This window comes from Seohaeicola zhoushanensis (assembly GCF_014656415.1).
In the GTDB taxonomy this organism is placed as follows: domain Bacteria; phylum Pseudomonadota; class Alphaproteobacteria; order Rhodobacterales; family Rhodobacteraceae; genus Seohaeicola_A; species Seohaeicola_A zhoushanensis.
Window position 1 is genome coordinate 59251 of record NZ_BNCJ01000019.1, and the last position, 23217, is coordinate 82467.

Annotated in this window: 24 protein-coding genes; 5 read left to right on the top strand and 19 right to left on the bottom strand. The window is 65.8% G+C overall.

Annotated elements, in window-relative coordinates; translation table 11 throughout:
* Position 1: 1 nt before the first annotated feature.
* The gene (locus tag IE266_RS21605; protein ID WP_189682209.1) at positions 2-1498 is read left to right on the top strand and encodes a sugar ABC transporter ATP-binding protein; all 1497 of its coding nucleotides are present in this window, start codon (positions 2-4) and stop codon (positions 1496-1498) included.
* A gap of 16 nt (positions 1499-1514) precedes the next feature.
* On the opposite strand, the gene IE266_RS21610 is transcribed toward IE266_RS21605, so the two are convergent.
* The 18 genes from IE266_RS21610 to IE266_RS21695 all read right to left on the bottom strand — a co-directional run bounded on the left by IE266_RS21610 (position 1515) and on the right by IE266_RS21695 (position 17903).
* Positions 1515-2021 carry a VOC family protein gene (locus IE266_RS21610; protein WP_189682210.1) on the bottom strand — a complete coding sequence of 169 codons (507 nt, stop codon included), beginning with the start codon at positions 2019-2021 and terminating at the stop codon, positions 1515-1517.
* Between the two features lie 9 nt (positions 2022-2030).
* Complete coding sequence (locus IE266_RS21615) at positions 2031-3338, bottom strand: TRAP transporter large permease (protein ID WP_189682211.1); 1308 nt, start codon at positions 3336-3338, stop codon at positions 2031-2033.
* Positions 3339-3377: 39 nt separating this feature from the next.
* Positions 3378-3896 carry a TRAP transporter small permease gene (locus IE266_RS21620; RefSeq protein ID WP_189682212.1) on the bottom strand — a complete coding sequence of 173 codons (519 nt, stop codon included), beginning with the start codon at positions 3894-3896 and terminating at the stop codon, positions 3378-3380.
* A gap of 69 nt (positions 3897-3965) precedes the next feature.
* The gene (locus IE266_RS21625; RefSeq protein WP_189682213.1) at positions 3966-5108 is read right to left on the bottom strand and encodes a C4-dicarboxylate TRAP transporter substrate-binding protein; all 1143 of its coding nucleotides are present in this window, start codon (positions 5106-5108) and stop codon (positions 3966-3968) included.
* A gap of 176 nt (positions 5109-5284) precedes the next feature.
* Positions 5285-6082, bottom strand: coding sequence for an SDR family NAD(P)-dependent oxidoreductase (locus tag IE266_RS21630; protein ID WP_189682214.1), 798 nt, complete (start codon positions 6080-6082; stop codon positions 5285-5287).
* 10 nt (positions 6083-6092) lie between these two features.
* A complete protein-coding gene (locus tag IE266_RS21635) occupies positions 6093-6866 on the bottom strand; it encodes an SDR family NAD(P)-dependent oxidoreductase (RefSeq protein WP_189682215.1) in 774 nt (257 codons plus the stop codon).
* Between the two features lie 26 nt (positions 6867-6892).
* Positions 6893-8059, bottom strand: coding sequence for an acyl-CoA dehydrogenase family protein (locus tag IE266_RS21640; RefSeq protein WP_189682216.1), 1167 nt, complete (start codon positions 8057-8059; stop codon positions 6893-6895).
* Between the two features lie 19 nt (positions 8060-8078).
* Positions 8079-9110: an NADP-dependent oxidoreductase gene (locus IE266_RS21645; RefSeq protein ID WP_189682217.1), complete on the bottom strand. Its 1032-nt coding sequence runs from the start codon at positions 9108-9110 to the stop codon at positions 8079-8081.
* Positions 9111-9113: 3 nt separating this feature from the next.
* On the bottom strand, positions 9114-10043 hold the full coding sequence (gene kce, locus IE266_RS21650) for a 3,5-dioxohexanoate:acetyl-CoA acetone transferase (protein ID WP_189682218.1): 930 nt from the start codon (positions 10041-10043) through the stop codon (positions 9114-9116).
* A 75-nt stretch (positions 10044-10118) separates the two neighbouring features.
* Positions 10119-11012, bottom strand: a complete 894-nt coding sequence (locus IE266_RS21655) for an HpcH/HpaI aldolase/citrate lyase family protein (protein ID WP_189682233.1) — start codon at positions 11010-11012, stop codon at positions 10119-10121.
* 5 nt (positions 11013-11017) lie between these two features.
* Positions 11018-11485, bottom strand: coding sequence for a MaoC family dehydratase (locus IE266_RS21660; protein ID WP_189682219.1), 468 nt, complete (start codon positions 11483-11485; stop codon positions 11018-11020).
* A 176-nt stretch (positions 11486-11661) separates the two neighbouring features.
* The gene (locus IE266_RS21665) at positions 11662-12621 is read right to left on the bottom strand and encodes an NAD(P)-dependent oxidoreductase (protein WP_189682220.1); all 960 of its coding nucleotides are present in this window, start codon (positions 12619-12621) and stop codon (positions 11662-11664) included.
* Positions 12622-12626: 5 nt separating this feature from the next.
* On the bottom strand, positions 12627-13832 hold the full coding sequence (locus tag IE266_RS21670; RefSeq protein WP_189682221.1) for a CaiB/BaiF CoA transferase family protein: 1206 nt from the start codon (positions 13830-13832) through the stop codon (positions 12627-12629).
* On the bottom strand, positions 13829-14194 hold the full coding sequence (locus IE266_RS21675) for a cupin domain-containing protein (protein WP_189682222.1): 366 nt from the start codon (positions 14192-14194) through the stop codon (positions 13829-13831). The genes IE266_RS21670 and IE266_RS21675 overlap by 4 nt, the downstream gene beginning before the upstream one ends.
* 3 nt (positions 14195-14197) lie before the next feature.
* Complete coding sequence (locus IE266_RS21680; protein WP_189682223.1) at positions 14198-15490, bottom strand: TRAP transporter large permease; 1293 nt, start codon at positions 15488-15490, stop codon at positions 14198-14200.
* A complete protein-coding gene (locus tag IE266_RS21685) occupies positions 15487-15987 on the bottom strand; it encodes a TRAP transporter small permease (protein ID WP_189682224.1) in 501 nt (166 codons plus the stop codon). The genes IE266_RS21680 and IE266_RS21685 overlap by 4 nt, the downstream gene beginning before the upstream one ends.
* Positions 15984-17057, bottom strand: a complete 1074-nt coding sequence (locus IE266_RS21690; RefSeq protein WP_189682225.1) for a TRAP transporter substrate-binding protein — start codon at positions 17055-17057, stop codon at positions 15984-15986. Before IE266_RS21690 ends, IE266_RS21685 begins: the two co-directional genes overlap by 4 nt.
* A gap of 51 nt (positions 17058-17108) precedes the next feature.
* Positions 17109-17903, bottom strand: a complete 795-nt coding sequence (locus tag IE266_RS21695; RefSeq protein ID WP_189682226.1) for a GntR family transcriptional regulator — start codon at positions 17901-17903, stop codon at positions 17109-17111.
* A 138-nt stretch (positions 17904-18041) separates the two neighbouring features.
* Between IE266_RS21695 and IE266_RS21700 the strand changes: the two genes are divergently transcribed.
* The 3 genes from IE266_RS21700 (at position 18042) to IE266_RS21705 (ending at position 19571) form a co-directional block, all read left to right on the top strand.
* Positions 18042-18743, top strand: a complete 702-nt coding sequence (locus tag IE266_RS21700; protein ID WP_189682234.1) for an IS6 family transposase — start codon at positions 18042-18044, stop codon at positions 18741-18743.
* A 43-nt stretch (positions 18744-18786) separates the two neighbouring features.
* Positions 18787-18915, top strand: a complete 129-nt coding sequence (locus IE266_RS27200) for a hypothetical protein (RefSeq protein ID WP_268249766.1) — start codon at positions 18787-18789, stop codon at positions 18913-18915.
* A gap of 266 nt (positions 18916-19181) precedes the next feature.
* Positions 19182-19571, top strand: coding sequence for a hypothetical protein (locus IE266_RS21705; RefSeq protein WP_189682227.1), 390 nt, complete (start codon positions 19182-19184; stop codon positions 19569-19571).
* A 108-nt stretch (positions 19572-19679) separates the two neighbouring features.
* Here the strand turns inward: IE266_RS21705 and IE266_RS21710 are convergent, their stop codons facing one another.
* The gene (locus tag IE266_RS21710; RefSeq protein ID WP_189682228.1) at positions 19680-21941 is read right to left on the bottom strand and encodes a hypothetical protein; all 2262 of its coding nucleotides are present in this window, start codon (positions 21939-21941) and stop codon (positions 19680-19682) included.
* Positions 21942-22473: 532 nt separating this feature from the next.
* Here IE266_RS21710 and IE266_RS21715 point away from each other — a divergent pair.
* Positions 22474-23046 carry a hypothetical protein gene (locus tag IE266_RS21715; protein WP_189682229.1) on the top strand — a complete coding sequence of 191 codons (573 nt, stop codon included), beginning with the start codon at positions 22474-22476 and terminating at the stop codon, positions 23044-23046.
* The last annotated feature ends 171 nt before the right edge of the window (positions 23047-23217 follow it).

Genomic DNA, 23217 nt, shown 5'->3' on the forward strand with positions numbered 1-23217 from the left:
GATGGACGAGATCATCCGCATGGTCGGCGTGACCAAGGAATACCGCGGCATCCCCGCGATCCGCGATGTCGACTTCACGCTGCGCCGGGGCGAGGTCCACGCGCTTCTGGGCGAAAACGGGGCGGGCAAGTCGACGCTGACCAAGATCCTCGCCGGCGTCACGCAGCGGACCCATGGCGACGTCCTGTTCGAGGGCCGCTCGGTCAACTTCGCCACCCCGGCCGAGGCGCTGGCGGCCGGCATCGCGATGGTCTTCCAGGAGAACTCCCTCGTGCCGTCGATGTCGGTTGCCCAGAACGTCTTTCTGGGCGACGAGACCTTCTTCAACCGGCTGCGGGGCAAGTACATCGCCGCGCAGCAGCTGATGGGATCGCTGAACTTCCTCGTCGATCCCTGGGCCAACGTGGCCACACTTGGCGCCGCGAAGAAGCAGATGGTGGAGATTGCCCGCGCGGTCCGCCAGAACGCCAAGGTCATCATCTTCGACGAACCGACCGCCTCTCTCACGCCGGAGGAGGTGGCGCATTTCTTCTCCCTCATCGAGCGGCTGAAGGCGCGCGGCGTGTCCATCGTCTTCATCGGTCATGCGCTGGAGGAATCGCTGCGCATCGCCGATCGCATCACCGTCCTGCGCGACGGCGAACACGTCCTGACTGACGCGTCTGCCAACCTCGACCGGGACAAGATCGTTCAGGCCATGGTCGGACGCAGCCTGTCGAACGAGATCTACGCCAGACGCTCCGAACGGAAAATCCGCAAGCCCGGCCGCAAGGCGCTGAGCGTGCAGGACCTGTCCATGGGCAACATCGTGCGCAACAACTCCTTCACCGTCTACCGTGGCCAGATCACGGGCATCTTCGGCCTGATCGGCTCGGGCCGGACGGAAACGGCCAAGATCGTCGCGGGCGTGGAAAAGCGGCGCTTCTTCCATGGTGGAGAGGTCTTCCTTGACGGTCGCCGCATCCGTTACCGGGTGCCGCGGCAGGCGGTGCGCGACGGCATCGTCTATGTCACCGAGGACCGGAAGATCGAGGGCTTCTTCGACTCCATGTCGATCTCCGAAAACATCCATACCGGCTATGTCGCCGCCGGCCTCACGAAGGGCATGGTGCTGAGGCTGGACGAGATGCGGGAGCTGGCAGAGCACTGGACGCGCGCGCTGAACGTGAAGGCGATCAACACCGATGCGCAGGTCGTCGAACTGTCGGGCGGCAACCAGCAGAAGGTCGTCATAGCCAAATCTCTGGTGCAGAAACCAAAGGTGATCTTCTTCGACGAACCGACACGCGGCGTCGATGTCGGCGCGATTGCCGAAATCCACCAGCTGATCGGCGACCTTGCCGATCAGGGGCACGCGGTCGTGGTGATCTCGTCCTACCTGCCTGAGGTGATGAACATCTCGGACCGCATCCTCGTGTCACAGAACGGCCGCGTGGTCGAAGAGTTCACGCCGACCGAGGCGACGGAAAAACGCATCATGTACGCGGCGGTCCACTGACCCGCCGCGTGGCGCATCAGAGCGGCATGTTGTCCGGACGGTGCGGATAGAAATAATCCGCCTCGGGCCGGACCGTGCCCTCGGCCCTGTGGAAGACCTCGAGGATCATCTTCAGCGGCCCCTCGCCGTCGACATAGGCGAACCGGGTCTGACCCCAGGTCCCCTCCATCAGCGGCGGAAGACCCCGCTGGCGGCACTGCTCCATCGTCGCCTCGAACCCGGCGTCCGAGGTCTGGACCAGGGCGTGATGCAGCCCCTCGCCCTTGCGGTCGAGGTGTTCGCGGTAGATGCTCGGCCCTTCCAGCGGCTGCACGACCTCCCACATGAACCCGTTGGTCCAGGCCAAGGCCAGCTTCATGCTGAAGGCCTCCTCGCGACCACGGATGCGCATGTCGGTCAGCGCGGGGGTCCAGACCGCCCAGGGCCCGATCCCCGCACTTTCCCAATAGCCGCGGATCGTCGCGTCCAGGTCCTCGACCACGACGCAGACCTGTTTGACGTTGGTGATCCAGGGCGCATCCATGGTGGCCTCCTATTTCATGACGGTCGGGAGCCAGAGGATGATGTCGGGAAACGCGATCAGCAGGGCCACCACGATCAGATCGGCGACCAGGAACCACAGGATCCCGTAGAAGATCTGCCCCGTGGTGACGAGGTCCCCGACCACGCTTTTTATGACGAAGACGTTCAGTCCGATCGGCGGAGTGATCATCCCGATCTCGAGGAACTTGGCCAGCAGGATCCCGAACCAGAGCAGGTCGATGTCCGCCGTCTTGAGCACCGGCAGCAGGATCGGCAGCGTCAGCAGCATCGCCCCGATCGGTTCCAGGAACATGCCCAGCACAAGGTAGATGATGGCGATGCCGAGAAGCAGCAGCATCGGATCGGCGTTCATCGCATCCACGAAGCTGGCCAGATCGCGCCCCGCCCCGCTGATCGCCATGAACCGCGTCAGCATGTTCGCTCCGATGGCAATGATGAAGAGCGCCGCCGTGGTCTGAAGCGTCTCGACCACCGAACTCCAGAAGCCCCGCAGGCTGAGCGAGCGTTTGATCAGCCCGACAAGGACCGCCAGCGCGGCCCCGGCCGCGCCGGCTTCGGTCGGGGTGAAGATGCCGAAGAACAGCCCGCCCAGAACGCCGGTCATGAGCAGCAGCACCGGCCAGGTGTCGAGCAGAGCGGAGAGCCGTTCGGCGGCGGTCGACCTTTCGTTCACCGGCGGCGCCAGGCCGGGGTTCATCTTGACCCGAACGACGATCATGACGCAGTAGCCCAGGGCCGTCAGCAGCCCCGCGCCGACCCCGCCCATGAACAGCGACCCGACCGGAACCTGCGCGATGATGCCGTAGAGGATCAGCAGGATCGACGGCGGGATCAGCGCGCCGATGGTCCCCGCCGCAGCCACGGTGCCGGTGGCGAAGGCCGCGTCATAGCGCTGGCGCATCATCTCGGGCACGGCGATCCGGCCCATGGCGGCCGCGCAGGCGATCGAGGATCCGGTCACCGCCGCAAAGCCCGCCGCGCCGAAGACCGCGGCGATGGCCATGCCGCCGGGCAATCGCGACAGCCACAGCCGCGCCGCCTCGAACAGGCCCTTGGTCAGGCCGGCGTGGAAGCAGACGAAGCCCATCATCAGGAACATCGGGATGGAGCTCATCTGCCAGGTGGCCGTGAAGTTCCACGGGATGATTCCGACGGCGCCCCAGGCGGCCTTGGGCCCGGTGATCATCCAGATCCCGCCAAAGGACACGCCGATCAGCGCCGGTCCGATCGGCACCCGCAGGGCAATCAGTGCCAGAAGGACAGCGATGCCCCAGTATCCGATTTCTACGTTGCTCACGTGGCGTCCCTTCCGGATCTTCGTCCGGTCATGAATTGATCAGAAAAACGGCTCGTCCAGCGACTGCGGCGGCCTGCGGGTCAGCGCGACCCAGATCTTCGCGACCAGCGTCAGCGCGATCAGCCCGCAGCCGAGCGGCAGCAGATAGCGCGCGGGCCAGGTCAGAAGCTTGGTGTTCTGTTCGATCTCGAACGACCCGACCTGTTGCGCCCGCCCGGCCTCGATCCAGCCCTGCCAGGCAAGTGCACTGAAGACGAGAAGGCAGAAGACCATGCCCGCGACGTTCAGCCCGCGCTGCGTCCGCATCGGCAGCGCCGCCGTCACCACCTCGACCGAGATCTGCCCGTTGCGCCGTTCGGCAAAGGCCAGCGGCAGGAACGCGACGAGGATCATGTAATAATTCGACACGACCGTGATCGTGCCCGGCATCGGCACCTGGAAGATGTATTTCGCAACAACGTCGATGGCGATGTGCGTCATCATCAGCACCAGCGCCAGACCCGCGACCAGCGTCGTCAGGTCGATCACGCGCCCAAGCAGCCGGAATGTCAGTCCCATGTCCCGTCCTTCCCGATGTCCGAATGCGACAGGACCGGCGCACCGCGGAGGCGCGCCGGTCGTCCGCGATCACTGCATCGCGTAGGCTTCGGGATCGACCTTGGAATAGACCTCGGTCATCAGCAGCGCCTGGTAGGCGTCCATGCTGGTCGGATCGATGTCGGCAACCAGACCCTTCCACTTCTCGACCAGACCCTTCACGGTCTCGATCTTCGCGGCGGCATTCTCGACCCCGTAGAGCGAGGTGAACTGGTCGCGGATCGTGTCCAGGTCGGCCACGATGAAGTCCTGCGTGGCCTTCGACAGCTCCTCGCTGAGCTCGACGACGTTGACGCCCGCGGCCTTCACCTTCGGCTCGGCCTCGATGGAGGAGTTGTGGTAGATCACCGAGGTGCCCGCCGTCATCCGCGACCCGGCCTCGAGCATGATCTTGCGCTCTTCCGGGGTCATGCCGCGCCACAGATCGAGGTTGAGGTTCATCGACGCGGTTCCGGCAAAGACGCCGCCCGGCGCATTCACGGTCATGTCGGTCGCCACGTCGGCCAGCTGGAAGTTCATCACGTCCGGCATGGAGACCATGGTGCAGTCGACGACCTTCTGCGACAGCGCCTCGTACATCTCGGACCCGGGGATGGAGACCTTGGTGCCGCCGAAATGTTCGATCCAGCGCCCGAAGACCGAGGCACCCGAGCGGACCGACAGGCCCTTGAGGTCGGCGACGGTGTTCACCGGCTTGGTGCAGACCAGCGAATATTCGGTGCTGGCCCCGCTGGCGAGGAAGACCTGGTTCTGCGCGGTGTATTCCGCGACGCATTCGGGGCAGTTCAGCATCACGTATTCGGTGATCGCCGCCGCCATCACCAGCGCCGGCGCATCGGTGCCCGAGCTGACGAGAAGCGCCATGTCCGCCGCCATGTTGGTTTCCGAGAACTCGGCGGGGAAGTAGGGCGTCAGGACATAGCCCGCGTCGGTGATGCCGTCGCGGATGCCCGCCGGGGTTTCACCGAAGCTCAGCAGCGACATCGAGAAGACCTCGGCCTTGATCTCGCTGTTGGCGGCCAGCCATTCGGCGACCTTGGCATAGGCCTGCGGCGGCGCCGCGGACTCGGGGAAGCCCGAGCTGAACTTGAGCATCCGCTCTTCCGCGCCAAGCGATCCCGCCGCGGCGACACAGAGGCTGAGCGCCAGCGCGCCCGTAATCGTCGTCTTCATGTCCTTCTCCCGTTGTTGCAGAGCCGGACGGACCGGAAAGACCGGTCCAAACCGGTCGTCGCCCTGTCCTCCGGATCATATCCTCCACAATGCGCTATGGACTGACAATTTCCATTGCAGCACATTGGTCTGATAATTAGATTACTTAGGGAAGCCTGTAAAGCACCTGCTTCGCGTCAGGCCGTGTCATACCCGGCGCGCGGCACCAGACCCAGAAGGTTGCCCGCAAAGCCCCCGTCGATCCCCAGGTCGGCGCCGGTGACATAGCCCGCCTGGTCCGAGGCCAGGAACAGGACCGCCGACACGATGTCCTGCGGGTCTCCGATGCGGCGGGCAGGGATGGTGGCGCAGCGCGCTTCCATCACGCCCGGCTTGTCGTACATCGACTGCGAGAACGGGGTGAGGATCATGCCCGGACTGACGCAGTTGCTGCGGATGCCGAACGGCCCCCATTCCACGGCCAGCTGCCGCGACAGCATCGCGACCCCGGCCTTGGCGACGGAATAGGCGCCGGTCTGCGGCGTGGGGTTGCGCGCGGCGATGGAGGCGTTGTGCACGATGCTCCCCCCGCCGTTCGCCTTCATCATCCGCCCGAAGGTCTGGGCGCAGATGAAATAGCCGGTGAGGTTCACCGACAGCAGCGCCGACCAGTCGGCCATGGCCAGGTCCATCAGCCCGCCCGGCCGGATGATCGCGGCGTTGTTCACGAGGATGCGCACCGGCCCGTCCTCCGCCCCGATGGTATCCGCCGCCGCCTGCACGCTGTCGGGGTCCGAGACGTCGCAGTCCAGCACGCGACAGCTGCCGCCCGTGGCCGCGACCAGCCGGGCGGTCTCGGCCGCGCCGTCGGTTTCGCGGTCCAGCACGGTGACCTTCGCGCCCGCCTCGGCCAGGCCAAGCGCGATGGCCCGCCCGATGCCGCTTGCCCCGCCTGTCACGACGGCCACCCGGCCCGCCAGTCCGAAATCCGTCATCGCTCCGCCCTCAGAACTTGCGCGCCCGCGGACCGGCAAGGCTGGCCCCGTCGATCTGGTACGTGCCGCCGTTGCAGAACCCGGCCTCGTCGCTCAGCAGGAACGACACCAGCGCCGCGACCTCCTCGGGCGTGCCGTAGCGCCCCGCCGGGATGCCTGCGGTGATGGTCTTGCGGCCACGCTCCAGATCGTCGGGCGAGAACTTCATCTCAAGCTCCCGGATCATCCGCGTGTCGATGGCGCCGGGATGGATCGTGTTGACCCGGACGTTGTGCCCCGCCCCTTCCAGCGCGGCGGTGCGCATCATGCCGATGACCGCGTGCTTGCTGGTGACGTAGGGCGCCAGTCCCGAGGACGCGCGCAGTCCCGCGGCCGAGGAGGTGATGACCACCGACCCGGCCTCCTGCGCCTTCATCAGCGGCATCACGCAGGCCAGCCCAATGAAGACCGACCGCACATTGACCTGCATGATGCGGTCGAAATCATCCAGCGCCTGATCCTCGATGGCGGTGACGCGGCCTTCCATCCCGGCGTTCAGGAAGGCACCGTCGATCCGGCCGAAGCGGCGGACCGCCTGGTCCACGGCGTCCCGCGTCGTCGCAGGTTCCACGATGTCGCCCGAGGCCGTGAGGACCTCCGTCTCCAGCGTGGCCGCCAGCGCCTCGACCGCCTCCTCCGTCTGGTCGAGCAGCACGAGCCGGGCGCCCTCCCCCGCCAGACGCCGCGCGGTGGCAGACCCGATGCCCCCCGCCGCGCCGGTAATCAGGATCACCCTGTCCGTCATCGTCGCCTCTCCCCCCATGTCCGGTCTCAGTACGACTTGGGCATGCCCAGCACCTTTTCCCCGATGAACGACAGGATCATCTGTTCGGTCACCGGCGCGATGCGCGGCAGCAAGGATTCGCGGAACAGCCGTTCGACCTGGTATTCCTTGGCGTAGCCCATGCCGCCATGGGCCAGCACCGCCTTGGTCGTGGCGTCGAAACCGGCGCGGGCGGACAGGAACTTGGCCGCGTTCGCCTCGGCCCCGCAGGGCTTGCCGGCGTCGTAGAGATAGGCGGCGCGCATGCACATCCAGTAGGCGGCCTCGAGCGCGGTCCAGGCCTCGGCCAGCGGATGCTGGATGCCCTGGTTCATGCCGATCGGGCGGCCGAAGACGGTCCGGTCGACGGCGTATTTCGCGGCCCGGTTCAGTGCGTCCCGGCCGATCCCGACGGCTTCGATCCCGACCAGCACGCGCTCGGGATTGAGACTGTCGAGAAGGTAGTGGAAGCCGCGCCCCTCCTCGCCCACGCGGTCCTCGTCGGGGATGTGCAGGTCCTCGATGAAGACGGCGTTGCTGTCGACGGCGGCGCGGCCCAGCTTCTTGATCCGCTTCACCTCGACCTTGGTGCGGTCGAGGTCGGTGTAGAACAGCGTCATGCCGTCGGTCGGCTTCTTGCACTCTTCCTTGGGGACGGTCCGGGTCAGCAGCAGGATCTTGTGCGCCTCCTGCCCGGTCGAGGTCCACATCTTGCGGCCGTTCACGACATAGCCGTCGTTGACCCGCCGCGCGAAGGTCTTGATCGAGGTCGTGTCGAGCCCGGCGTCGGGTTCCGTCACGCCGAAGCACGCTTTTTCCCGACCCTCGATCAGCGGGGTCAGCCAGCGCTTCTTCTGCTCCGGCGTGCCATGCACGACGATGGCGTGCGGCCCGAACAGGTTGATGTGCAGCGACGATGCCGCCGCCTGCCCGCCGCCCGAACTGGCCACCGCATGCATCATGATCGCCGCCTCGGTCACACCGAGGTTCGCGCCGCCCAGCTCCTCGGGCATGGTGATACCGAGCCAGCCGTTGTCGGCCATGGCGCGGTAGAACTCCTCGGGAAAGCGGGCCTCCTCGTCGGCCGTGGTCCAGTAGTGATCGTCGAAGTCGCGGCAGATGCGGGTGACGCTTTCGTGGATTTCCTTCTGGTCGTCGCTCAGGTCGATAATCATTCGGGGGCCTTTCCCGGCATCAGCCGATATAGATGAGGGACTTGCCGCTGTTGCGGCCCGCATAGAGATCGGCGATCGCGCCCGGCGCCGTGTCGATCCCCTGTTTCATGTCCGTGGCGAAGGTCAGCCGGCCGTCCGCGTGCATCGCCGTAAGGTCGTCGCAGGCGCGGGCATAGGCGTTCAGGTGGTCGAAGATCACGAAACCGGACCAGATCAGCCGCCGCGTCATGATCTCGCGTTCGTTGCGCGGCCCCGTGGGCGGCGGCGACCAGACCTGATTGGCGGCGGTCCCGCATTGCACGATGCGCCCGCCGACCGCCATCTGCCGCAGCACGGTGTCAAGGATCGCGCCGCCGGTGTTGTCGAAATAGACGTTCACGCCACCCGGCGCGGCGCTGCGCACGGCGCTGTCCAGATCGGCGGTCTTGTAGTTGATCGCCACGTCATAGCCGAAGGTGTCGCGGCAGGTCGCGACCTTGTCGTCGCTGCCGGTCAGCCCGATCGTGCGGCAGCCCAGCCCCTTGCCGATCTGGCCGACGAAGCTGCCGACCGACCCGGCGGCGGTCGACACGACCAGGGTGTCGCCCTCGGCCGGACGGCCAAGGGTGGTGAGACCCAGATAGGCGGTGACCCCGTTGATGCCGCAGAGACTCGCGAACGCCTCAAGCGGAAGGTCCTGCGTGCAGCGGTGCAGGACGGCGGACGGCGCGACGGCGGCATAGTCCTGCCACCCGAAGAAGCCGTAGACGAAGTCGCCCTCCGAGAACCCCTCCGCCCGCGACGCGATCACCTGCGCGACGGCCAGCGCACGCATCGGCCCGCCAAGCGGTACGGGTTCGGAATAGTTCGCAACGTCCGACGCCCAGCCCCGCTGCGCCGGATCGACCGAGAGGTAGACGTTGCGCACGAGGATCTCCCCGTCGCTGGCCTCCGGCCGGGCAACCTCGTCGAGCGAGAAGTGCCCGGGCTGCGGCACGCCGGTCGGCCGCTCCGACAGGATGACCCTGCGGTTGCGGTCGGGACAGGAGAAATCGGGGACGTTGTGCGGCACCGGTCAGATCCCCGTGTTCGCGGCACCCTTGGTGCCCAGCATCTTCCGCGCCTCGTCGGGGGTTGCGACGCGCAGGGACAGCTCTTCGAGGATGTGCTTGATCTTGGATACCGCGGCGGCATTGTCCGGCGCCAGTTCGCCCTTGCCGAGATAGAGGTTGTCTTCGAGCCCGACACGGACGTTGCCACCCAGGATCGCGCCCATGGTGACGAAGGGAAACTGATGCCGCCCGGCGGCGAGGATCGACAGGTAGTAGTCGTCACCGAACAGCCGGTCCGCGGTGGATTTCATGTGCATCAGGTTCTCGGGCTCGGGCCCGATGCCGCCGAGGATGCCGAAGATCGACTGCACGAAGAACGGCGGCTTGATCATCCCCCGGTCCGCGAAATGCGCGAGGTTGTAGAGGTGGCCGACATCGTAGCATTCGAACTCGAACCGGGTGTCATGCTCGGTCAGATCGGTAAGCGCGCGCTCGATCTGCTTGAAGGTGTTGGACAGGATGAAGTCCGTCGTCATCTCGAGATAGGGCTGCTCCCAGTCATGCTCGAACCCGCCGCGCTTGGCCGCGCCCGAGATGTTGAAGTTGAACGACCCCATGTTCATCGAGGCGATCTCGGGCTTGAAATGGTTCGCGGCAGCCAGCCGCTGGTCCATCGTCATGCCCAGCCCCGCGCCGGTGGTGATGTTGATGATCGCGTCGGTGCCGTCCTTGATGACGGGCAGGAACTTTTCGTATTCCGCGATGTCCTGCGTGGGCCGGCCGGTCCCGGTCTCACGCGCGTGGAGGTGCAGGATCGAGGCGCCGGCCTCGGCCGCGCCGATCGCCTGCGCGGCGATGTCCTCTGCTGTCACAGGCAGGTGCGGCGACATGGACGGCGTGTGGATCGAGCCTGTGATGGCACAGGATATGATGACCTTCTCGGCGCGTTTCATTGGATACTCCTCCGTATGGACGCCGGCGGGCGGCGATGGCGTCGCGCGTCAAGCGCGCGCAAGACTGGTCGCGCGTCAGCCGCGTGCAAGAATGGCGGTGTGCAGGGCCAGCACGTTGCGGGCCTGCTTAAGGTGCGGGATGTCGATCATCTTGCCGTCGAGCCCCACGGTGCCGGCACCGGGATTGGCATCGAACGCCGCGATGACCCGGCGCGCGTGCTGCACGGCCTGCGGCGAGGGCGCGAAGGCCTCGTTGATCGGATCGACCTGTGCGGGATGGATGGCGATGCGACCGGCGAACCCCTCGTCCGCCGCGCGGGACGACGATTGCCGCAGCCCGTCCTCGTCGCGGAAGTCCACGTAGAGCGTATCGATCGCCGCGACGTCCGCCGCCTTGGCCGCCAGCAGCACCTGCACCCGCGCCAGTTTGTAGACCAGCGCCCATTCGCCGGTCGCGGGGTCCAGATTGGTGCCCGCGCCAAGCGCCGCCGACAGATCCTCCGCCCCCCAGGTCAGTCCGATCAGGCGCGGCAGGGCCGTGTCGGCGAATTCCATCAGCTTGAGCGTCCCGGCGGCGGTCTCGGTCGCGACCGGCAGGATGCGGGTCGTCCCGGCGTCGATGCCATGCGCCGCCTCGAACGCATCAAGCCACAGCGACAGGACACGCACATCGTCGGCGCAGGTTGTCTTGGGGATCATGATGCCATCCGGCGCGCCGGGCATGATCGCGGCAAGATCGGCCAGCGCCGTGTCGTCCAGCGGATTGATCCGGACATAGAGCAGCGGCTTGCGGCTGCCCTTCGGACGGGCGGACAGATGCGCCAGCACCTTCTCGCGCGCCACGGGCTTGTTTTCGGGCGAGACGCTGTCCTCGAGGTCGAGGATCAGCGCGTCGGCGGTCGAGCCGTCGGCCTTGCCCAGCTTCTTGTCGCTGTCACCGGGGATGAACAGCCAGGATCGCGGGGTCATCTCGGTCACGCGACCGTCTCCGCCGGGCGCTTCAGCTGAAGGCCGGACCGTTTGCACGACGCGACCAGTTCGCCGGTCTGCTTGTAGGCGCGATGTCGGAAGGTCACGATCCCGGCATTCGGGCGGGACTTCGATTCGCGCAGCTCCAGCACTTCGGTCTCGACCCGGATCGTATCGCCATGGAACAGCGGGGCGGGAAACCGCACCTCGTCCCAGCCAAGGTTGGCGACGGCGACGCCCAGAGTGGTGTCGCCCACGGAAATCCCGACCATCAGGCCAAGGGTGAAGCTTGAGTTCACGATGCGCTGCCCGAACTCGGTCTGGGTGCGGCAGTATTCCTCATCCAGGTGCAGCAGCGCCGGATTGTGGGTCATCGTCGTGAACAGGACGTTGTCCATCTCGGTGATTGTGCGGGTCTGCATGTGATTGAAAACCTGACCCACCTCGAGCTCGTCGAAATAAATTCCAGCCACCTGTCGTTCTCCTGTTCTGGATCGGGATGCCTGACACGGAGCGCACCCCACTGGGTGAAGCGGCCCGCGCCTTCGCAGCGACATTATGAGTCGATTCCTAAAAGGTCAAATAATTTGCAACCCGTATCATAAGCGAATTGATCGACATTCGTCGTAGGCAGGGGTGCCCGCCGACCTCAGCCGCGAACGGGCGTTTCGGGGACAGGGGTCACAGGCCCGCGTCCGGCGAACCACGACAGGATGTTGCGCGCCTGCAAGACGCCGATGCGGTCCCGATTGGCGACCGTCGCGCCGCCCACATGCGGCAGGATCACCACGTTGTCGCGGTCACGCAGTCCTTCGGGTATCCGCGGTTCGTCCGCCAGCACGTCGAGCCCGGCCGCCAGCAGGCCGCCCCGGTCCAGCACGCGGATCAGCGCGGCTTCGTCCACGACCGATCCCCGCCCGATGTTGATCAGGACACCGTCCGGGCCGAGGGCGTCCAGTACGGCCTCACCGATCAGGCCACGCGTGGCGGCCCCGCCGGGAACGGACGCGACCAGCACGTCGATCCCGCGCGCGAACTCGAGAAGGTCCGGTACATGGCGATACGGTACGTCCGGCACCGCCCGCCGGGTGTGGTAGTCGATCTCGACGCCGAAGCCTTCGCAGCGCCGGGCAATCGCACGTCCGATGCCGCCCAGTCCCAGCAGCCCGACCCGGCGTCCCTGAAGGCTGGGCGAGAGCGGAAACTCATGGCTGCCCCAATGACCGGACCGTGCGAAATCCCAGGCCTGCGGAATACGGCGCACGGTGGAGAGCAGCAGGCCGATGGCCAGATCGGCGACCTCCTCGTTCAGCACGCCCGGGGTATGGGTCACCATGATCCCCCGCCGAGCCGCGGCGGCGGCATCAACGGCATCATAGCCAGCGCCGAAGTTGGCGATGATCTCAAGCTCCGGCAGGACGGCCATCAGGTGGTCGGTGACCGGCACCGGCGGAACACCTGTCAGGATCGCCCGGATGCCAGGAGGCAGCGGCGGCAGCACGTCGGCCGCCAAATCCGCGCCTGCCACATGATGCAGCACAAACCCTTCCGACAGCATCCGGGCCACCACGTCGCGGGTATGGTTGATAACGAGGACATCCGTCGCCATCCCGCCTACCCCGCCAGCGCCACACCCGAGGCCAGCAGACCGTCGATCTCCGCCTCCGAAAATCCGATCCCGGCCAAGACCGCCGCCGTGTCCCGCCCCAAAGGCGGCGCAGGACGTGGCGGCGCGTCCGGCTCTCCGGTGATCTTCACCAGACTGCCGGGACCCCGGATCGGTCCGACCTCCGGATGCGGATACTCCACGACGAAGCCCAGGTCGCGCACCGCCGGGTCCTCCAGCGCCTCGTCCAGGGACCGAACCGCCGCCACCGGGATGCCGACCGCGCGGGCGATGTCGATCCATTCGGCCGTATCGCGGGTCTTCAGAATTTCGCCGAGCTGGGCATAGAGCATGCCGACCTCGGTGTTGCGCAGGACCGGATCGGTGACCCGCGCGCTCTCGGCCAGGTCGGGATAGCCGGCGGCCCGCAGGAACCCCTGCCAGTCGCGCTTGGTGTAGGGAGTCATGGCGATGTACCCGTCGCGCGTCGCGATCGGGCGGCGGTGCGGCGTCATCAGCCGGCCATAGCCGGTCTCCCCTGACCCGCCGAAGGTCGCGGCGCCCATGTGTTCGACCAGGTTGAAAGCGGTCATCGTCTCGGCCATCGGCACGTTGACGGACATGCCCTGCCCGGTGCGTTCGCGTCTGAGCAGCCCGGCGAGGATCGCCTGGCACAGGATCAGGCCGCAGACCTTGTCGGCCATGATCGCGGGGGCATAGCGCGGCGACCCGCCGGTGCGGGCGAACAGATCGGCCATGCCGGATGTCGCCTGAATCACGTCGTCCACTGCCGGCTCCTCGGCGCGGGCGCTCCCCTCTGCGAAGCCCGAGGCGCTGCAATAGACCAGCCGCGGGTTCAGCGCGCGGAGCGTCTCGGGATCGAGCCCCAGATCGCGCGCGGACCGGGGGCGGAGGTTGTGCACGACCACGTCCGCCCATTCGGCCAGCCGGTGCAGCACCTCTTGCGCGCCAGGCTTCTTGAGGTCCAGCGCCAGCGACCGCTTGTTGCGGTTCAACGCAAGGTAGATGGAGCTCATCCCCGCGACCGTGACCGCCCCCGAATTGCGGATCCCGTCGCCCGCCGGCCCCTCGACCTTCACGACATCGGCACCGAAGTCCGCCAGGCACAGTGTCGCCAGCGGACCCAGCACGATCGCCGTCAGGTCCAGCACCCGGATCCCGGCCAGCGGCAGGGTGTCGTCCGTGTCGGTCATGCCGCGATGAACCCGCCCGCGCCAAGCGGAGGCGAGTAGATGACGATCACCTTTGCGGGCTCCTCGCTGGTCACCTCGAAGTAATGCGGCGTGTCGGGCGGGATGCGGACGACGGCCCCTGCGGTCAGCGGTCGGCTCGGCTCCGCCCCGATCTCGAGGTTGGCGGTGCCTTCCAGCAGGATGATCACCTGCCACTCGGTCGCGTGCTTGTGCCGAGAGGCGGTGCCGCCCGATTCCAGCGTGCCGTGTACGACCTCGATCCCGGCGCCCAGATCGGCGGGCACGAGGCGGCGATTGGCCGTCCCGTCGTGCAGCGGCGGCGCGTAGGTCTCCAGCTTGTCCAGCTCGACGACGTACTCCATGTTCTATCCTCCTATCCTTGACAGTTCCGGCAGCCATGTCGCGATCGCGGGAAACGCGACCAGCAGCGCCAGCATGACGAGTTCCGCGATCACGAAGGGCGTCACGCCCCGCGCGACCTTCGACACCGGAACGCCGGAACTTCCGCTGACGATGAAGAGGTTGAGGCCCACGGGCGGGGTCAGCAATCCGATCTCGGCCGTCTTGACGACGATGACCCCCAGCCAGATCGGGTCGTAGCCCAGCCCGGTCATCAGCGGGAAGACCAGCGGCAGCGCGATGATCAGGATCGCGATCTGGTCCAGGAAGACCCCCAGCACCAGAAGTACCGCCAGCACGAACAGCAGCACCGGCAACGGCCCGAGGCCCGAGTTCTGGACCGCCGTCAGCAGCGCCTGCGGCGTACCGGACAGCGACAGGAACACCGCGAAGACCGAGGAGAAGGCGATGATCGCCAGGATCATGGCCGACGACCGGGTCGACCGGAACAGCGCCTGCCTCAGCGAGGCCCAGGACATCCGGCCCATCAAGATCCCGATCGCGAAGGCAAAGAGCGCGCCAAGCGCCCCGACCTCGGTCGGCGTGGCAATGCCCGAATAGATCAGGAACAGCATCGCGCAGAGCAGCACGATCATCGGCAGCGCCGGCAGGCTGGTGCGGATGCGACGTACCATCGGCACCTTTTCCTGAATCTGCACATCGGGGGTTCGGCGCAGGACGAAGTAGATCGTGACGCCATAGACCAGCGCGGTCAGCAGACCCGGAAGCACGCCCGCAATCAGCAGCAGCCCGACCGAGGTTTCCGTGAGGATGCCGTAAAGGATCAGCGCGATGGATGGCGGGATCATGATCGACAGGGTGCCGACAGCGGCCAGCGCTCCGGTCGAGAAGCTCTCGCTGTAGCCGTATTTCCTGAGCTCGGGATAGATCGCCGAACACAGGGTCGCCGCCGCCGCGCTCGACGACCCGCAGGCCGCCGCCAGAAGCGTGCCGCCGAAGACCGCCGCATAGGCGATCCCGCCCCGGACATGCCCCAGCCAGGAATTCGCGGCCTTGAACAGATCTCCGGTGATGCGCGTGGCGCCCATGACCTCGGCCATCAGGACGAACATGGGGAAGGTGGTCAGCGTGAAACTGGCCGCCGACTGGTAAGGCGCGGTCTTGAGCACGCCCAGAACGCTGTACCAGTCGCCCACGGCCCAGAGCCCGGCGATGCCCGCCACCAGCATTGCGAACGACACCGGCATGGCCAGGAAGATCAGAAGGAACAGGAAGGCGATCGTCGCGGCGGCAATCATATGGCGTCCGTCCCATGCGGTTTGACCGGCGCGGGCCGGATGATCTCGGCCACCAGTCGGAGGCAGAGCAGGACGATCCCCACGGGGAACCAGACGTAGCTCATGTAAAGTGGCCACCGGACGAGCCCGTAGCTCGTCTCGCGCTCGGCGATCTTGTCCAGCGCCTCGGGCACTGCGACCCAGAGCGTCAGCAGGAACGCAGCAAGCGCCAGGGCGGTGGTCGCGCGATAGACCGCGCGACCGGGCACCTTTTCAAGCACGGGCAACAGAAGCTCCATCCGCACCTGTCCGCCGGTCACGACGCTGCGCGCCAGCGGCAGGAAGGCGATGATAACCATCAGGTAAAGCTCCGAGAACTCATAGGCCCCCTGCAACGGGGAGCCCATGAACCGGCCGAGCGCGTCGATCGAAATCGCGCCCATCATCAGCAGCAGGCAGGCCGCTGCCACGACGTCGCCAACGCGCTCGAACCGTTCCAGAATACCAATGGGCGTCATGCGCCGCCCATGCAGGTTTTCGTCGAGGCCTCGACCGTGCCGTCGGCGATCAGCCCGTCCCGGATCTCGTTGAAGCGCGCCAGCATGTCGCTGCCCGGCACCTTGAGCGCGTCCATGTCGGTCTTCCAGGTCTCGCTGACCCCCGCGAGGGCATCGGCAAACTGGCCCTGAAGCTTGTCGTCCATCTCGTAGACGGTCTTGCCCATGCCGTTCAGCGTTTCGATGGTCTTGGCCTCGTTCTTCATCAGCGCGCAGGCCGTGGCGAAACCGGCGGCGTCGCTGGCCTCCATCACCACCTTCTGCTGCGCCTCGCTCAGACCCTCCCAGACATCCAGATTCATGAAGGCGACGAAGCTCACCCCGCCAAGCGCAGCGTTCGAGGTGTAGCTGTTCGTCACTTCCTCAAGCTTGTAGGATTGCAGGACCGACAGCGAATAGATCGCCGCATCCAGCGTCCCCCGCTCGAGCGCGACGTAGAGGTCGGGCGCCGGCATCCGCACCGGGGTCAGGCCAATGGCGCTGGCGACCAGTTCCGCCGTCGCACCGGCAACCCGGGCCTTCACGCCCTTCAGGTCGGCGATGTCGGTGATCGGGTCCTTGCGGGTCAGAAGAAGCTGGTACTGCGGCGTCACGACGGACCAAAGCGGCTTGATGCCGGCCTTCTTGAACTCGGCTTCATTGAGTTCGTCCTGGGCCATTCGCCGGATCGTCTCGTAGCCGCCAAAGGGGTTCTGATAGAGGCTCGGAAGCTCCATCATGGTGGAAATCGGCAGCTTTTCAGGAACATAGCTGATGCCGACCATGGCGATATCGGCCACGCGGTCCTGCACCAGATCAAGCTGCGCAGTGGGCTTGCCAAGCTGGCCTGCCGGGAAGTGCTTGATGGTCAGGTCGGCCTCGGGATGGGCGGCGATATGGTCGAAGAAGGCCTTGGTGCCCTCGGCCGTGATGGTGTGCTGGGTCGGGAACTGGTCCGACAGCTTCAGATCCTTCGCCCCGGCGGGCGTGGCCGACAGGGTGCCGGCGAGGCAGGCGGCGGACAGTCCCGCGAGTAGTTTCGTCTTGGTCATGTTTGGTTTCCTCCCAGTGGTGTTCGGGGTGACGGAGCCGCCACCCGGTCGTCATCTGTTTTCGGACGGCAGCCAGTGCTTCAGTCCGCCCAGTATCTCGTCGATCGGTTCGTCGATGACCTGACGGAAGACCGATCCGGGGTACCTGTGCACCCCGCCTCCGACGACGCGTCCCTGGGCATCGAGAAAGCGCCGGTTCACCCGCACGAGGGGCGAGGACGGCGCGATCTCGAGCAGGGCCGCATCGGCGGGCTGAGCACTTTCCACCGTGACGATCTGGCGGCCGTGCGCGATCGCCGGATCGCTCCGCGTCATCAGGAGCAGGCCGATCTTGAACTGGTTCTCGATCTCCTGCGGCAGCGAGGCGTGGGCCTCGGTCGCGATGTAGAAGTCGACAATGCATACGGGACGCGGGCCGTTCATGTGCAGGCGGATGAAATGGACGTAGTCCGGATAGGTCGGCGCCCCGTCAGACAGCTGCGGAGGACAGGCGACGCCCGCGTGACGACCCAGAACCTTGACCTGCTCCGAAGGCCCGATGATCCAGCTTTCGAAATAATGTTCGTCGAGGCCGCCGTCGTCTCCGGCCTCGGGCCCGAGCCGGGCCTGGGCATCCTTGGCCACGAAGGTGCCGCGCCCCTGTCGGGCATGGATCAGCCCCTGACTGGACAGCACACGCAGCGCGGTCCGGACGGTCACCGGAGCCAGATCGTATTCCTCGGCCAGCTGCACCACCGTGGGCAGCCGCGCACCGGGCCGCCAGTCGCCCCGCGCGATACGGGTCCACAGGTCCGCGGCCAGCCTGCCATAGGCGGTCATCCCGTCTTTCTGATCCACGGTCGACATGCGTCCCTCCCAATTGAGCTTATGAATAGAATCATAGCATCAAATTGGTCAACTCCAAAAACCGAGCAGTCTTGGCGGTGTTGTCACGTTAGCGCGGCGGTCATTGGCCTTGGCGCGGTTTCGGCGTAGCCGATGCGGATGACCCAGCCGCCGATAAGCTACAAGCGCCACCGTTTCCCGCCCGAGATCATCGCACATGCTGTCTGGCTCTATGTTCGCTTCAATCTCAGCCTGCGTGAGGTCGAAGAGATGCTGCTGGAGCGCGGCATCGATGTTTCCTACGAGACGATCCGGCGATGGACCGCCAAATTCGCCGCGCGGATTGCCCGTAGCCTGCGCCGCCGACAGGCGCGACCCGGCGATATCTGGCATCTGGACGAAGTGCAGGTGAAGATCGCCGGCCGAAAATTCTGGCTGTGGCGGGCGGTCGATCAGCATGGCGTCGTGCTGGAGGAAATCCTGCAGCGCAAGCGGGATATGCGGGCGGCCAGACGCCTGCTCGTCAAGCTGATGAAGCGGCATGGTTTTGTGCCAAGGCGCATCGTGACGGATAAATTAGCGTCATACGGCGCGGCCAGGCGCGAGGTTGCACCAGGCTTGGAGCATCGCTCTCACAAGGGTCTCAACAATCGAGCCGAAAACAGCCACCTGCCGTTCCGAAAACGGGAACGAACAATGCAGGGCTTCCGCTCCCCTGGCGGATTGCAACGCTTCGTGTCGGTGCATTCCGCCATCCGCAACAGCTTCTCCGTCCCCGCCAGCCGTCGCAGCGCTATCGCCACCCGATACCATCGCCTCAAGGCCTTCGACGCATGGAAGGTTGCAGCCAGTCTCGCCTGAATTCCAAAAGATACGCGCCATTTCGCGGCTATCCCTTGTTAACGTGACAACCCGCCTCCTCGAGAACCTCTCGCGGACACAGGTCTTCGGCATCCTGGACAAGGGCCATGGCCTTGAATGCGAGACGATCAAGGCCGTCTGGGGCTGGGTCCAGCCCGCGGTTCCCGCGTAGGTCGAACCTGCGCGGACGCGCCCCACACGTCCGGTGGGGACGACAGGATAGGGACACCAGAAACTCAATGACCCGGCGGAAAGGCCGGGTCCTCCGATGTCAGGACCCGCGCCGTCGGCAGATGACGCGGATAGCTCTCCGCAACAGCCTGTCGCGGCCGTCACGGCCTCCGAAGAACTCCCCATCCCGTTTCCGCCGACTGACGAAGGATCCCAGGTCCTTGTCACGGCATCCCGCCCGCCCCGCAGACCAAGCAGGAGAGACCCATGGGCCTCGATATTGGCTTTTACAAACAGGACCGAACGGAGGTTCTGAGCCTTCGGAACCACCACGATCTGTTCAACATGCTGAACGCCCGGCCGGTGGTCACCATTGAACCCTACTCGGATTTCTACGTGACCCGTCCGATGCTCACCGCCCTTCTCGAAGAGATCGAGGACGAGATGACAGCCTCCGGTCTTACAAGGACCGCCCTGCCCGATCCGGAACACGGGCGCGACGCCTTGGAGGCGCTGTGGGCCGAACTCCCGTGGGAGTTTTCCCAGTTTGAACCTGAAGACTGGACCGCCGCCCTCCCGGTCTACCGGATCGCTCTGACCTACCTGCTCGCCGAGGTTCTCCTCGACGGGTGCCTCATCTGCGGTTGGAGCGCATAGCGACCCCGCACCGCCCTCGGCGGCCTTTTCAGATGCCCGGCTCCGGCGGATACGCCGGAGCCGTGAGGGCGGCGCGCCATCATGGCGCCCCGACCTGTCGGGCGCTGTTCACGTGCCCGACCTCGGCTCCAAATTGCTCCAGATCTGCATGGCCTGCGGCGCCACGGAACAGTGCCGCATCGGCCCCCAGATCAACTCCGCCTGCCGACAGGCATCCTCTACCGATCCGGCGAACACCAAGGCTTTGCAGAGCCGGGCATAGGGACGGTCTTGCTGGAGCTGCACCACGTGCATACGGCTTCTCAGCATGGTCGGCAGCGCCTCAATCATATCAGTGGCGTTGATCGACCCGCGTTTGCGGAAAGCCTTGACCGCGTCCAGCGTCGGGAAGATGCGCGGCGCGTCCTTGACGAGACCCGCGTCGGAAAGACGGATCCCGCCAGTCTCGAGAACGGCATCGACCAGTGCCGCTGCCGGCCGGTCAAGACACAGGTCATCCCAGGCAATCAGCGCGTCAACGGGCAGCCCGGGGACCGGCATGTTGCACCCCAGGATGACCCGTTTGCGGGTGTTCGACCGCGCCAGGCGCAGGCGTTCGACCAGCTGCCGGGTCGCCAGCTCACGCGTCTGCATCTGCACCCGGCGGATCAAGGGATCCGGGTGGCACGGCACGAGGACACCAACCGCGCTGCCGTCCGTCATCTCGTATAGCAACTCCTGATCCGGCAGGCGCCGAATGCCGTCTTTATCAGGCTCGATAAAACAGAGGTCCGCGTCTGTCCGGTCACCCCAGAGAGCTCGGCCGTAGTCCTCGAGCGCATCGACCGGCAGCTCTTCGCGACCGATGACGATCACTGTCGAGGCATTGCGATAAAGGTTCGTCCCGAGTGACCGACCACCGAACCAGAGCCAGCGCGCGCCGTGCAAGGGTGTCTCGAGCATGCGCCGCGACACCTCGGCGTCCGGCAGCCCCTCGAAGTCGTATCCGGCATCTTCGAACAAACGCAGGATGACCTTGCGGCTGGCCCCGACCAGCACACCCCCGCCCTGCCCTTCCCGATCGCGAAGGACTTCGCGCCGGATGATGCGGCGCCATTCCTCCCGCAGCTTCGATCCCCGCAGAAGGCTGGTGTGGGTCATCCGCCTGTCGTGGACCTGGAGCACCTCGGCTTGCGGCCGCAGGACCATGTGCGCCGTGCGCTGGACGTCGATCTCAAGCGCCCCGAGGATCTCGGGGTCGGCATCCGCATCCAGCACCAGCATCGGCTGGCGATGCTCCGTCGCATGTTTGCGGCAGACCCGGAGGGCGCTCCGACCATCGGAGGTCACGATCCTTATCCGCTCCAGCGTCCTGCGCCCGGCCGTCTTCGCCTGGGCGAGGCAGGTCCAGACCGCCGCATACCGAGACACATGCCTGAGTGCCGCTTCGGCCTGCGCCAATAGCTGGGCCTGCTGATCCTGCGGCAGGTCCGGCGTCGGGGCCGGGGATTGCGCCTCAGCAGAATATTCGAGCCGGGCAAAGCCGCGGTAATCCTCCTCGGTGTAGGGCAGATCCAAGGGTGATCGGTCCCCCCGCAGTGCATCCACGACGGCCCGTGCCGCTGCGATCAGGTCGGCATGCGCCGTGACACGTCTCGCGTCTTTCCGGCCCCTCCGTGTAAAGTGTTGCAGGAACGTGCGCGGCAAGCAGAACTCCTCGACATCGACAGTCGCGAAGGACAACTGCCCTCCCCAGAATGTCTCATCGACGACACGTAGGTTGCCCTCGTAACCGTCGGGATCCGGGTAACCAAGGTAGCTGGTTGCGAGGTAGCGATGACCGACGGCGTGCTCCGGGTCGAACTGGCGCATCCAGGCACAGCTGTCGGCATGTTCGCACCGCGCTTCTTCGTTGAAACAGAAGGTCTCCCTGATATTGAGGCCAAGGCGGAGGCCCCGCGCGACCAGCGAGGATTTGCGGCACATCTGTTGCGACGGATCCGTCGGGTCCGGCGCGAGGCGGCCACGGACCACATGCGCCATGCCACCAAGTTCGCGGGCATGGTCGGCCGCTTCTTCGCAGAGCGCCAGCGTCGGCGCATGAAACAGCACCCGTGCATGTCCCGCTGCAGTTGACAAGAGCTCCCGCGCGACGCGGCTTTTGCCCGCACCGGGGCTTGCCGCGATGACGGCGGCCGGGACCGGGGCGTCCTTTGCGGCGAGACCCAGCCCGGCGACATGCGCGATGGCCGCCGAAAGCGCGGTTCGCAGCGCCGCATCCGCATCCGTCAGCTTGGTGAACACCGTGGCGGGAGCCGGCGTCGTGACGGTATAGGCGCCGCGCCCGCCGAACAGGCCGGAAGCCCCGCGGGGAGGGGATATGAACGACATATGAGATCCTCGAAGTGACATCTCGAGGAGGTCGGTCGATCACATCCGCCCCGGAAACATCCGGGCCCACAAAGGTGTCACATCGGTAATAAGTGTCTAATACCCGCATGACACCAAAGTGCGCAGGCCGACGAAATCGCAGGGCTCGCATCCTCCTGGTCAAGGTGCTGGTGTCGTTCCGCTACGGTCTGACAATCAGTATCGCGCGGCGCTGGAACCGTTGTGGGGTCTCGGGGTCAGGTTCGTGCATCAGACCGCTGGGGCCCCGCGGCGGGCCGCACGGGTGTTGTGGCAAATGTCCCACCCCCTGCCCCATTCACGGAAGAAAAGTTTTCCGCCGGGGCGACAGGAACACCACGTCATTCCTGCCCGCGATCTCCCGTAACCGCACCGGTCCAGAAAAAATCGATCGAAGAGGCAGATTCCGTTTCCGCGCTGCCGAGGTCGAACCGACGTAATTCCAGACGGCATCGCGACCGTCACACACCCCAACCCTCCTGTCGGATGACGGGACTACCCAAGGATCCGCTCAATGCGAAAGACCAACTCCACTCATAACCTGCTTGAGGACACGATGCACAACACGATCACTTTTGGCCCCGCCGGTCACGCCTATGACAAGATCGTCAACTTGGCGCTCGGAATTGTTCAATCCGCTGCGTCCTTTGGTGTGACGGAACTGCCAGATGTGGCGACGCACTGCACAAATCTGGGCCAGAAGCTGACGGAAGAGTACAGCCGCCTCTTTCCGCTGAGTCCTCTGCCAGACTTCGAGACCCGACTCCGAAATATCGCCGAGGCATTGCCGCACACACTCCTGATGCGACCCGAATGCGTCAAAGCGTGTGCTGAGGAAATGCCTTACCCTCGTCGTGCCTTCGACGAGGAGCGCGCGCGCATCGAGGCTTCCAATTTGCTCCACGGCTTCGATAGCCTGCGGAACCGCGGGGTCGAGCCCCGCGATATCGTCGACCTCGCGGCTTGGGTCAGCTGCACGATCAAATTCATGTATTTCTGTCGCGAGAACCGCGCAATGATCGCCCCGTTTCTCCCGGTGAAGCCAAGGAATGTGAAATCTGGCCGCCGCAGGGCTCGGCGTCAGTAGGAGTAGCGGGATTGAAGGAGATGGTTCTACAAGAATTCGTGGGGAAGAGCCCCGCTACAGTACCGACTGGATGGCGTGCGGCTTCCGGGCCCCCGAGGGAAAGTCGATAAGGTTAGGTGTTCAGTCCCGGCATTTGGTGGATCGGGTTCAAGATGAATCTGTCCGGCTCTG